Origin of the sequence: Paenibacillus sp. UNC499MF (assembly GCF_900107975.1) — a bacterium.
Lineage (GTDB): Bacteria > Bacillota > Bacilli > Paenibacillales > NBRC-103111 > Paenibacillus_F.
On sequence record NZ_FNVF01000002.1, the window covers coordinates 537,842 to 549,975 of the forward strand.

At 53.3% G+C, this 12,134-nt stretch carries 11 protein-coding genes; 10 read left to right on the forward strand and 1 reads right to left on the reverse strand.

Annotated elements, in window-relative coordinates; all coding sequences use genetic code 11:
- Window positions 1-2: 2 nt before the first annotated feature.
- Genes C4S74_RS07525 through C4S74_RS07540 form a run of 4 tightly spaced genes read left to right on the forward strand, consistent with a single transcriptional unit; the run spans window position 3 to window position 5,251 of the window.
- Window positions 3-1,943: a hypothetical protein gene (locus C4S74_RS07525; protein WP_103994721.1), complete on the forward strand. Its 1,941-nt coding sequence runs from the start codon at window positions 3-5 to the stop codon at window positions 1,941-1,943.
- Window positions 1,944-1,952: 9 nt separating this feature from the next.
- On the forward strand, window positions 1,953-3,398 hold the full coding sequence (locus C4S74_RS07530) for a CoA-acylating methylmalonate-semialdehyde dehydrogenase (RefSeq protein WP_103994722.1): 1,446 nt from the start codon (window positions 1,953-1,955) through the stop codon (window positions 3,396-3,398).
- Window positions 3,399-3,438: 40 nt separating this feature from the next.
- Window positions 3,439-4,440, forward strand: coding sequence for an MBL fold metallo-hydrolase (locus C4S74_RS07535; RefSeq protein ID WP_103994723.1), 1,002 nt, complete (start codon window positions 3,439-3,441; stop codon window positions 4,438-4,440).
- A gap of 4 nt (window positions 4,441-4,444) precedes the next feature.
- Window positions 4,445-5,251: an NUDIX hydrolase N-terminal domain-containing protein gene (locus C4S74_RS07540; RefSeq protein ID WP_258042422.1), complete on the forward strand. Its 807-nt coding sequence runs from the start codon at window positions 4,445-4,447 to the stop codon at window positions 5,249-5,251.
- 102 nt (window positions 5,252-5,353) lie between these two features.
- Here the strand turns inward: C4S74_RS07540 and bluB are convergent, their stop codons facing one another.
- The gene (bluB, locus tag C4S74_RS07545) at window positions 5,354-6,001 is read right to left on the reverse strand and encodes a 5,6-dimethylbenzimidazole synthase (protein WP_103994725.1); all 648 of its coding nucleotides are present in this window, start codon (window positions 5,999-6,001) and stop codon (window positions 5,354-5,356) included.
- Window positions 6,002-6,377: 376 nt separating this feature from the next.
- Between bluB and C4S74_RS07550 the strand changes: the two genes are divergently transcribed.
- The 6 genes from C4S74_RS07550 (at window position 6,378) to C4S74_RS07575 (ending at window position 11,970) form a co-directional block, all read left to right on the forward strand.
- Window positions 6,378-7,694, forward strand: a complete 1,317-nt coding sequence (locus C4S74_RS07550) for an ABC transporter substrate-binding protein (RefSeq protein WP_103994726.1) — start codon at window positions 6,378-6,380, stop codon at window positions 7,692-7,694.
- A gap of 152 nt (window positions 7,695-7,846) precedes the next feature.
- Window positions 7,847-8,743: a carbohydrate ABC transporter permease gene (locus tag C4S74_RS07555; RefSeq protein ID WP_009677173.1), complete on the forward strand. Its 897-nt coding sequence runs from the start codon at window positions 7,847-7,849 to the stop codon at window positions 8,741-8,743.
- 21 nt (window positions 8,744-8,764) lie between these two features.
- On the forward strand, window positions 8,765-9,577 hold the full coding sequence (locus tag C4S74_RS07560) for a carbohydrate ABC transporter permease (protein WP_103994727.1): 813 nt from the start codon (window positions 8,765-8,767) through the stop codon (window positions 9,575-9,577).
- Between the two features lie 13 nt (window positions 9,578-9,590).
- Window positions 9,591-10,379, forward strand: coding sequence for an MBL fold metallo-hydrolase (locus C4S74_RS07565; RefSeq protein ID WP_103994728.1), 789 nt, complete (start codon window positions 9,591-9,593; stop codon window positions 10,377-10,379).
- A gap of 54 nt (window positions 10,380-10,433) precedes the next feature.
- Complete coding sequence (locus C4S74_RS07570; RefSeq protein WP_103994729.1) at window positions 10,434-11,225, forward strand: HAD-IIA family hydrolase; 792 nt, start codon at window positions 10,434-10,436, stop codon at window positions 11,223-11,225.
- 142 nt (window positions 11,226-11,367) lie between these two features.
- On the forward strand, window positions 11,368-11,970 hold the full coding sequence (locus C4S74_RS07575) for a glycerol-3-phosphate responsive antiterminator (protein ID WP_016423882.1): 603 nt from the start codon (window positions 11,368-11,370) through the stop codon (window positions 11,968-11,970).
- The last annotated feature ends 164 nt before the right edge of the window (window positions 11,971-12,134 follow it).

The following is a 12,134-nucleotide window of genomic DNA, read 5'->3' on the forward strand; positions in this document are numbered from 1 at the left end:
AGATGAAATATACCGGTACGGAACAAGTGGAAGTATCGCAGCATCACGGCCGTCTCCGGCCTGTACCCGGTGTACGGCATTACCAGGCGGTCCGTGCTTCCAGGCTTATGCCTGACTTGGAGGGAGGTCCCGGCTGGACCTTTCATAACGCGCCAATGCTGGCATTCTGGAGACAGCGGTTTTATTTGCAGTACATTACATGTCCCGTGGAAGAGAATCATCCTCCCGCCCGGACGATGATCACCAGTTCGGCCGACGGCAGGGAATGGACCGAGCCAAGGGTTGCGTTCCCTTCTTATGAAATACCGTCCGGTGTGTACATCGGACCGGACGGGACCGACCTGCCGAAGGGCAGCCTTTCCGTCATGCATCAGCGTATGGGGTTCTATACTGCAGCGGACGGAAGACTTCTGACACTGGGCTTTTACGGTATCAGTCCGGAACTTTCCGTGATGCCCAATGACGGCAGGGGAATCGGCCGGGTCGTACGCGAGATTTACCCAGACGGGTCCATGGGGCCGATCTATTTCATCCGGCTGAATGCTCATGCGGGATGGGATACCGGAAATACCAAATATCCTTTCTATACGGAATCGCCGGATGAAAAGTTTGTCGAGGCATGCCGTCTGTTATTGCAGGACAAGCTGGCGACGGCTCAGTGGTGGGAAGAGGATCAGAGCGAGGATGGCTTCTATCCGCTTACGGGCTATAAAGCGCTGAGCTGCTATTCCTTGCCGGACAACAAGGTGGCCGGCATCGGTAAAAACGGCAAATACGCGCTGAGCTCGGACAACGGGGAAAGCTGGACGGAGACCGGTGAGATAGACGGTCTGGTTACAGCGGGCAGCAAGCTGTGGGGCCAGCAAACGCCGGACGGCAAATATGCGCTGCTGTACAATCCCAACCCGAACAATGCGTACCGCTGGCCGCTGGCCGCAGCCGTAAGCGAGGATGGGCGTCACTTCGACAAGCTCCGGTTAATCGGAGGCGAAGCTCCTCCCCGCCGCTATACCGGTTTTTACAAATTTTACGGGATGAATTATGTCCGCGGAATAACGCCCGGTAACGGCACGCCCGAAGAAGATGCAATCTGGGTCACTTACAGCATGAACAAAGAGGACATTTGGGTGGCCCGCATACCGGTACCCTTGGAGCCTGACACCCGAGAAGAGGCCGAGTCGTCCGCTGAGCTTGGATCGGATGTGAATAGCTCGTTCAATGGTTATGCCCCACCCGGGCATAACATGGCCGAGTCACAATCCGAACCGGATCATGTAACGGACATGTTATCTCCTGCGACCAAAGAGAGCGGAGGGATGGCGGCTCGTCCAGGCTCCGGCCTCGAGGATTTCGACCGTTGGAGTGTCTACCAGCCGAAGTGGTCGGAGATCCGGTTGCGGGGGGATTCCGGGCTTATCTTGAGCAGCCGCGACCCTTATGACTACGTCAAAGTCGAGAAAGCTTTCGCCTTCCGGGCCGATCTTCAGACGGATGTGACAATCGGTATCCGGCCCCTTGCCATCGGAACGGTACCCCTTACGATCGAGCTGACCGACGGCCGGGGAGAAACGGCCTTCGGACTCGAGTGGAGTACGGACGGATGTATTTCGGTCCTGCAAGGAGAAAGCAGCGTATTTTTACAAACCTATGAAGAGGGAACCGAGTATGACTGCGCGCTGTCCATTGATCCGGATAACGGCAGCTTACGCCTTTCCATAAACGGAACGCCGGCAGGAAAGCCTTTTGAGTATCGTACAGCGCAGGTTAAAACCGTCGCATTCAAAGTAGGCGAGAGGCCGTTTCGGGTAACGCTGGATACGCCCCTGGACGGAGGGGATTTGAGCATTCCGGATGAGCCGCTCCTTCCCTCTGCCTACTGTATCCGCTATGTGAAAATCCAAAGCTCGCGCTTATCAAATCATGTGCAAGCCGAAAGGAGATGAGGTGCTTCTGTGACCACTTTATTGAAAAACTATATATCCGGCAGCTGGCAGGAATCTTCTTCATCCGTGACGGAAGCGGTCTATAATCCGGCTGATGACGGAGTTATCGCCCAAGTCCCTCTGTCAACCCGCAAAGATCTGGATGAGGCTGTTCAAGCGGCGAAGGCCGCCTTCCTGCCGTGGAAAAACACACCCGTTCAGAAAAGGGCGAGAATTCTTTTTAAATACCAGCAGCTTCTCGTTGAAGCCTGGGACGAGCTTGCCGCTTTGATCACGAGAGAGAACGGGAAATCTCAGCAGGATGCGTACATGGAGGTCCAGCGCGGCGTCGAATGCGTGGAATTCGCGGCGGGTATTCCGTCCCTCATGATGGGACAGATTACTCCGGATGTGGCTACCGGTGTAGAGACGACTATGCTGCGTTACCCGATTGGAGTAGTGGGGGGCATCACACCGTTTAATTTCCCCATGATGGTCCCCTGCTGGATGTTTCCCATGGCGATTGCCTGCGGCAATACGTTCATTTTGAAGCCGTCCGAACGTACGCCTCTGCTTGCGAACCGGCTGGCCGAGCTGTTCACGGAGGCGGGGCTTCCCGACGGCGTGTTCAATATCGTGCACGGCGCGCGCGAAGTGGTGAACGGCATTCTGGAGCATCCCGAGATCAAAGCCGTATCCTTCGTCGGCTCGCAGCCGGTTGCGGAATACGTGTACAAAACGGCGGCACAGCACGGCAAAAGAGTTCAGGCTCTTGCCGGAGCCAAAAATCATTCCATCGTTATGCCGGATGCGGATGAAGATCTTGCGGTCAAGAGCATTATCGAGTCGGCTTTCGGATCCGCCGGTGAACGGTGTATGGCTTGTTCCGTCGTCGTTCTGGTCGGCGGAGACCGCGAAGGCTTGAAGCAAAAACTGCTTGCCGCGGCGGACCGGCTGCAGATCGGCAGCGGTGAGGAGAAGGAGACGGAACTTGGTCCCCTTATCCGTCAAAGCCACAAGGACAGGACGCTGGATTATCTCAGCTCCGGCGAACAGGAAGGCGCCGTTCTGCTGCGGGACGGCCGAAAAGACAGGGCCGCATCGGGCGCAGGCTATTTTCTCGGACCGACGGTCTTCGATGAAGTTACCCCGGCCATGAAGATTTGGCAGGAAGAAATTTTCGCGCCCGTGCTGTCCATTATGCAGGCGGACAATCTGGAAGAGGCGATCGCGCTTGCCAACCGCTCTTCTTTTGCCAACGGAGCCTGCATTTACACCGGACAGCTCGCTGCCGTCCGCCAGTTCCGCGAGGAAATAGATGCCGGCATGCTGGGAGTGAACATCGGCGTACCTGCTCCGACGGGGCTTTTCCCTTTCTCCGGCTACAAAAACTCTTTTTACGGCGATCTGCATGTGAACGGGAAAGACGGACTTGAATTTTATACGCGCAAGAAGGTAATGACGGTGAAAGCCTGAGTACAGCCTGAAGCGGCGCAGATGGAAAGGAGTGTGACGAATGGAGCTGCTCAAGCAGGAAACCGAGGACATTGTCAGTGTGAAGCTGCCTGTCGGCAGTGTCCTGCAGTGGCTGAACGCTTATCTCATCCGCGGGGAAGACGGCTACACGCTGCTTGATGCGGGAATGCCCGATGAAGAAACATTCGGCTTGTGGCAGCAAGCCTGGAGACATCTGGGGATTTCTCCGCGAGATATCACCTCCATTATAATCACTCATCATCATGTGGATCATTACGGATTGGCCGCGAGACTCCAGGAAGTGACGGGAGCCCCGGTTCGCATGACGGAGTCCTGTTTCCTTCAGGCCTCGCGAATATGGTCGGCGGATTCCGTTTACGATGAAGAGGTATTGGAGCTTTTCGCCCGGCACGGAGCTCCCGGGCATCTGCTGGAAGTTACCGCGCCGGATCTGAAGCATTACGTGAAGTCTGTGAATGTCCATCCGGATACGGAATTTATACGGGCAGGCGATAAACTTGTGCTCGGTAAGTCGATCTTCGAAGCCGAGCTGGTGTCCGGCCACGCGGAAGGACATCTCTGTCTATACGACAAACAAGATCAGCTCGTTTTTTGCGGGGATCATGTGATTCCGAAAATGCTGCCAAACCTTAATTTCACGCTCGGATTTGACGAGAATCCGCTCGGCTCTTATTTCAGTTCGCTGAAGGAGCATGCCGAATTGCCTGTCCGGAAGGCTTATCCCGGGCATATGATTCCTTTCCGAAAGTACAACGCCCGTGCGGCCGACATTGCGGCCCAGTACCGGCAGCGCATTGACGACATACTGGCCCGCCTGGACAAGCCGATGACCGCTTTTGAATTGTGCTGTCTCGTGTTCTTTGTGCCGGTAAACGCGGAGCAGCTCCGTTTTAAGCTGTTTGAAATGCTGGCCAGCCTGAATTATTTGCAGAGTCTGAATTTGATTGAACCGGCGGAAGCGGGAGCGGACGGGCGGCTTTATTACAGACGTGCACCCGTACATGCTAATCGGAACCCATGAAAGGATGAGGACATTGGAAGCAAACAAAATAGTGGACTGGGCACATTATATCTTCGTAAGCGCAAAAGCGGGCCTTACTTATGCCTCGGACAGCTGTGATCTGAAAAGATACGCGGTTATTAAGGGAGTGGCGCAAGAGATGCTTTCTCTTTACACAGAGCCGCATGAGGATCTCCCTCGCAGAGTTCCGAACGGAGAAAACAAAATTTATTTAACGTTTGACGACGGCCCCGATCCCGTTTATACCCCGCAGATCCTGGATCTTTTAAAAAAATACGGCATCACCGGTACATTCTTTCTAATGGGAGAAAGGGTACGGCAGCACCCGCACATCGTTAAGCGGATAGTGGATGAAGGGCATGCGATCGGCAATCATACCTATACCCATCCTTTCATGATCCTCCTTAATGAGAAAGAGTTGAACGAGGAGCTGTCCTTGACGGATGAAGCCATACGAGATGCCGTCGGTTTTTCGCCCGTTCTTTTCCGCCCTCCGTACGGTTTGCTGAATCAGGGGACTATCGATTTGCTCCGGGCCCGGGGTTACGAAATTATGATGTGGTCCGAGGAACTCGAAATGTATGATTGGTCTTTCCCCGGGGTGGACAACATGGTCCGTCTTATTGAGGAAAAGACAGAATCCGGCAGCATGATTCTGCTTCATGACGGTGGAGGAACCCGGGAAGAAACTGTCCGTACGTTAGAGAAAGTCATTCCTCTGCTGCTCGAGCGCGGTTTTCATTTTGCCGCAGACTACCTGGAGCAAAGCCGGAATGAACACGGGCAAACTGCGGCGGGAACGGCCCGGTAACATACGGCCGAGTGCTGCGGCAGCAGAACCCGCACGCCTTACAACCGCATAGCGCGATGGTGCAAAAAACAAGGGAGCATTCCGGACGGAATACTCCCTTGTTTAATTTTCGAGCTGTCCCCACGTTTCGCGGTAGATCAGGCCGTCCAAGGCCCGGCGCTTTTCCCAGTTAGCCGTTTCGAGAATCGGCTGGGCGGGATAGTGATCCGTGTAACCGATGGAGATTAAAGCGAGCGGATCGATATGGGGCGGAATCGCCAGAATATCGCGGATATCGTTCTTCTTGTAGAAGCTGACCCAGCCGGCTGCGAGTCCTTCCGCGCAAGCGGCAAGCCACAGGTTCTGGATGGCGCACGCGACGGACATCATATCCGTCTCGGGAATGGAGTTGCGTCCCAGAACGTGAGAACCTCCGCGCGTCGGGTCGCAGGTAATGCATACGGTCAGGGGCGCCTGCTTCAGACCTTCGATTTTCAGATTCAGAAATTGGTCCTGTCGCTCCCCTTCGTAATGAATGGCGAGCGCCCTTCTTTCTTTGTCGGCCGCCCAGGCGAGCCGTTCCTTGATTTCATCCGACGTGACCAGGATAAAATTCCAGGGCTGCATAAATCCTACGGATGGGGCATGATGGGCGGCTTCCAGCAGCCTGATAACGGTTTCATCGGAAATCGGATCGCTGCGGAATGTACGGACGTCACGCCGGGTATACATGATTTTATAGAGCGCTTCTTTTTCTTCTTTACTGAACATGTCTGCTCACCTCCTCTTCCATTATATGCTTTTTTGGGCCTTATGGGTTTGGCTAAAAAGGAGAAGAGGTGCAAATCTCCTTCCTATTATGAATTTTTTTTGACAAAAATCTCTTGCCAATGGAACCGCTTCCGTGTAAGATGGAGACAAATATCACACCTGATCCAACGATGGCTAGAGATGATGAGAAGCCTTCACGCATACTCCTTTTCGGAGGTGTTTTTATGCTGGAGGCTTCTTTTTCTTATGCCTATTTATTGAAAGGAGCGATCATACCCGGGCTACCGCAAATAAATGAATGCGTTTTCACAAAAAGGGCAAGGGCTCACAACCAGCACAGACTTACACACTTTACGAATTTCAGGGGGGAACGTTCTTGAAAAAACTAATGGTTCTTATGATCGCGCTCACCATGCTCCTTTCAGCCTGCGGAGGAGGCGGCGGAAGTACGGCGTCCACGGACAACAAAGGTGCGGGCGGCGACAGCGGCAAACCCGTCGAGCTTCAATTTTACTTCCCGGTTGCCGTAGGCGGACCGATTACGAAAATTATCGACGGGCTTGCCCAAGATTTCGAGAAAGAAAATCCGACGATCAAAATCAAGCCGGTTTACGGCGGCAGTTACCAGGATACGATGACGAAGGTCGCTACGGCGGTGCAGGGAAATAACTCCCCGGATATGGCGGTTCTGCTTTCGACGGATCTGTATACGCTGCTTTCGATGAAAGCCATCGAGGACCTGACACCACGCTTCCCGAAGGAATACTTCGGAAACTTCTATGAAGCGTTCCTCGGTAATACCAAATCCGGCGATACCGTCTGGAGCGTTCCGTTCCAGCGCAGCACGATCGTGCTTTACTACAACAAAGATATGTTCAAGGAAGCGGGGCTGGACCCGGAAAAAGCACCTAAAAACTGGACCGAGCTCCGCGAGGCTGCGGCCAAGCTGACCAAAAAAGACGCATCCGGCAAAGTGTCGCAGTGGGGGATTGAAATCCCGAGCACCGGCTATCAATACTGGATGCTGCAAGCGCTCTCATTGCAGTCCGGCGACAACATTATGTCGAACGACGGCAAACAGGTATTTTTCAACAAGCCGCACGTCGAAGAAGCTCTTCAATTCTATATGGATCTCGGGCAGAAGGATAAAGTGATGCCTAACGGGGCGATCGAGTGGGCGACCGTGCCTTCCGATTTCATCAGCGGCAAAACGGCCATGATGTTCCATACGACCGGCAACCTGACGAAAGTCAAAACCGATGCGAAATTCAACTTCGGCGTCGCTTTCCTGCCGGCCAACAAGCAGTTCGGTTCTCCAACCGGAGGCGGCAACTTGTATGTGTTCAAAAATATCCCGGAAGAACGCAAAAAAGCGGCCGTCAAATTCATCGAATTCCTGACGAAGCCGGAGCGTGTGGCCCAGTGGTCGATCGACACCGGATATGTCGGCACGACGAAAGCCGCTTACGAAACCGATCAGCTGAAAAAGTACATCGAATCGTTCCCGCAGGCCAAAGTAGCCAGAGATCAGCTGGAGCACGCGGACAGCGAGCTTTCCACGTACCAGAACGGCCAGATAACGAAGCTGTTCAACGACAATATTCAGGCTGCGCTGCTCGGCAAGATGACGGCGAAAGAAGCCCTGCAGAAATCGCAGGAAGCGGCCGACGGCATTCTGAAAAATTTTAAATAACAGTACCTAACTTAAAACATGTTCGGCTAGAGACGATGAGAAGCCGCAGTTGCGTTAAGGAATCCTTCTTTCTCTGCGGGATCACCTGATGTGACCTGCGGCTTCCTGTCGTTTTCGACCAACCTCTCCATGTGAAGAAACGGGTGATTTGATTGGCTCAACGAACAGCAACCATCAAGAGCAAATTTAACTGGAAAGAGAATGCGTTCGCTTATGCGCTCCTTCTGCCTTCTCTGATTTTCCTGGCCTTGTTCACGTTTTACCCGACGCTCAAGTCGATCTATCTCAGCTTCTACAGCTCCAACTTCGAAAGCAGTACGTTTGTCGGGCTTGATCAATATAAATCCGTCCTGCAGGATGAAGTGTTCCGCAAAGTCATTAAGAACAACATTCTTCTGGCGGTCGGCACGGTTCCGACGAGTATTTTTCTCGCCATCTATATGGCCATCTGGGTGAATAACAAGCTGAAGGGCAACGGGCTGCTCCGTGCCGCCTTTTTCTACCCGACCATCATTCCGATGATTGCCATCGCCAACGTATGGCTGTTCATTTATACGCCGGATTACGGGCTTTTGGATAAATTCCTCGGTGTATTCGGCATCGAGAGCCCCAACTGGCTCGGCAGTCCCGAGTGGGTCATGTACGCCATGATGTTTATGGTCATCTGGAAGGAAGCCGGGTACTTCATGATTTTCTACCTGGCAGGGCTGCAAAGTCTGCCTAAGGAAGTGTACGAAGCCGCCAAGATGGAAGGCGCGAGCCCTTTTCAGGTGTTCCGCAAAATTACGTTTCCGCTGCTGATGCCTACCACGACGTTCGTTTTTATCATCGCGGTGACGAATTCCTTCAAACTGGTGGACCATCTGTACATTATGACCAAGGGAGGCCCGGATAACGGGAGCAACCTGCTGCTTTATCACATTTACGAAACGGCGTTCAGCTTCTGGGACATGGGCAAAGCTTCCGTACTGACGGTCATCCTGCTCGTCATTCTGCTTGCCGTATCCATTTTCAACTACGCTTACCTCGATAAAAAAATCCATTACTAGGAGAAAGGAGAGGCACCCTTTATGCATCAAGTCATCAACCGGACGATTGTTATTCTGCTTGCCATCGCCTTCCTGATCCCTCTAGTATGGACGGTGTTCACTTCCTTCACGCCTTCGGAAGAAATCATTACAAGGGCCAATCCGTTTGCGATTGAAAATCCGACCTTTATAAACTACATCAACGCGTGGAAAACGATTCCGTTCCTCCAGTATTACTGGAATACGATCGTCATTGTCGTCGGCATCCTGGCCGTTCAGCTCTTTACGGTCACGCTGGCCGCCTATGCGTTTGCCCGGTTGAATTTTGTCGGCTCGGGTATTCTGTTCATCATCTTCCTGACGCAGATCATGATTCCGCCGGACATTCTGATCTACCCGAACTACACGATCATGAAAGAGCTGAACCTTGTCGACACGAAGCTGGCGATCATGCTGCCGTATTGGGCCTCCTCGTTCGGAGTGTTCCAGCTGCGCCAGACGTTCAAGCAAATTCCGCTCGATCTGGACGAAGCGGCACGCATGGATGGCTGCAAATGGTGGCAGACGCTCTGGTACGTATACCTGCCCGCCGCCAAACCGACTTACATTGCGTTCGGCCTCATTTCCGTGAGCACCCACTGGAGCAACTTCATGTGGCCGCTCGTCGTTACGAACTCCGTGGAATCCCGTCCGCTTACCGTAGGGATCGCGATTTTCGCCCAGTCGTTTGAAACCGGCGCCCAATGGGGGACGGTAACGGCAGCGACGCTGATGGTTATCCTGCCGCTGCTCATCGCTTTCTTCGTGTTCCAGAGACAATTCGTCGACAGCTTTATGCACTCCGGCATCAAGTAGGGGGCGCGCAGACATGGAACTGATTTTAATGGGAACGGCGTGCGCCTCCTCGGGCAGAGACAGAGACAATACGTATCTGCTTCTGCGCGATACGGACGGGAGCACCCTCATAGATATCGGGGGCAACCCGCTCGGGAAGCTGAAAACACTCGGGCTTACAACGCACGAAATCAAGCGGGTCGTGTTTACGCATGTTCATATCGACCATATTTACGGTCTTCCTTCCCTGCTCTGGGGGATGTGGATCGACGGCCGTGAAGATCCGCTGGAAATTTACTGCGACGAGTCGGAGAAAGAATGGCTGCAAAACTGGCTGGAGCTGATGAGGCTGACGAAATGGCCCGTTGCTTTCGAGATTTCCGTCCGGGCGTTCCAGTGGGAAGAGCCTGCGCTTTTATGGCAAAAAGACGAGACGGCCCTGTCGGTTTTTCCGAGCAGGCACGGTGTTGCGGCCGTCGGCATCAAGGTGGAACACAACGGAACGGTATTCGTTTATTCGACGGATACGACGCCAAACCCGCTCATTCGGGACATGGCCCGGATCGATCTGCTTGTCCATGAATCGACGACGGCGGAGAGAAGTCTGGCGATGCACAGCACCTTGCGCGACATTGCCGGTTACTACGACTGGGGCAAAATCGGCCGGGGCATACTCGTGCATCTGACCGACGACGAGCCTTACGATGAATTGCTGAAGGAATTACCGGTGGGGATTTCTTCTAAAATCTCCTTGGGCCGGGAACTGGAAAGAATCCCTTTGACCGGCGGAATTTTAAACGGAAAAAGTGAAGCACCCGAGTAACAGGCGTTTCGGCAGGTTACGTGAGAGCCTATGTGAGAGAAAGGGAGTGAAGAGGTGGATCATTATGCGGGCTACATATTTGATTTGGACGGAACGATTTACCTGGGCGATCATGCGATCGAAGGAGCGGTGGAAACGATCCATCATCTGCAGTCCAAAGGAAAGAAGCTTCTGTTCTTGACGAACAAGACAATCGAATCCCGTGAAAATTACGTTAAAAAGCTGGACAAATTCGGCGTGAAAATCGGCATGGAACAGATGCTGAATCCCGCGCTCGTCACGATCCATTATTTGCAGAATCACTATCCGGGTGAGAAGGTGTACGTCATCGGAGAGCCGATTCTAAAAGAAGAATTTCTGGAAAACGGCATCCGGTTCGCGGACACGCCGGAGGAAACCGGTGTGGTCGTCATTTCCTGGGACCGTGATTTTCACTACAATCATCTGGACTTCGCTTACCAGGCGATCAAGCATGGTGCGGAAGCCATCGCGACCCACCCCGACAGAACGTGCCCGATGCCGGGCGGAGACGTTCCCGACTGCGGAGGGATGATCGGCGCCATCGAAGGCACTACCGGCAAGAAGGTCACCCTGATTATGGGCAAGCCTTCCGTCATGACAGCGCTTACCGCGCTCGATATTTTGCAGGTGGAAGCGAAGGACTGCCTGATGACCGGAGACCGTCTGGAGACGGACATCCGGATGGGAGCCGAGGCGGGAATGAGTACCGCGCTTGTCCTCACGGGCATTACGAGCGAAGCGGATATCGCATCGGCCGAGTTTAAGCCGACCTATGTGCTGCCTTCCGTTCACGCCATTGTGAAACAGGGCTGTTCTTCCCAGTAACCTGCCGCAGGGAGATACAAGATACAGCTTTGAGGCAGCCGGGAAATGCGGCATGGTTACTTGCACCAAGGGACTGATGGGACTGAACGTTTGATTGGACCGGAGACCTGGAGAATGTTTAATCAACGATGAGGTGATGAGGATGAAAGAGACGACAGAACGTGCACAGAGAGTGGCTTATTGTCTGAAAAAGAAACCCGTGATTACAAGTCTGATGAATGCGGAGGAGCTGCCGGGCATTTTGCAGACCTCCTCCAATATCGTTTTCATATTGAAATCGGATATTTTTATGATCGAAGGGATTGTGGAAAAAATCCGCGAAGCCGGAAAGCTGTCCTTTGTCCATTTCGACCTGATCGAAGGAATCGGCAAAGACAAAGCGGGAGTCGCCTATATGGCGGAGAAAATCGGCATCGACGGAATCGTCACGACGAAGAACAACATTATTGCCGAAGGGAAAAAGTATGGCTTGATTACCGTACAAAGGCTTTTTGTTTTCGACTCGGTGTCGCTGGATAACGGCATTAAAATGACAAAAAGCTCCCAGCCTGACGCGATCGAGGTTCTTCCGGGAATGGTCTGCTCGCGGATTATGAAGCGGATCCGGGCCGAGGTGGACGTGCCGGTCATTGCCGGCGGTCTGATGACCGATCTCGAAGACTTTAACGCCGCTCTCGGAAGCGGGGTCATCGGCATCTCCACTTCCAGCAAGGAATTGTGGCGCTGGCAGGATGAAAACCGCTAAGCCTCCCTTAACAATTTCTTCATTAGATGTGCGGCGCCGGATGCGTTAGGATATTCAAGGGATTTCTATAGATGCTTTTGTACCGGTTTCGCGTAATAGGAACGGTGCGTCTCCTTTGGGAAATAACGGTTGAATACTTGTGGATGGCTTTGAAAATACGATCC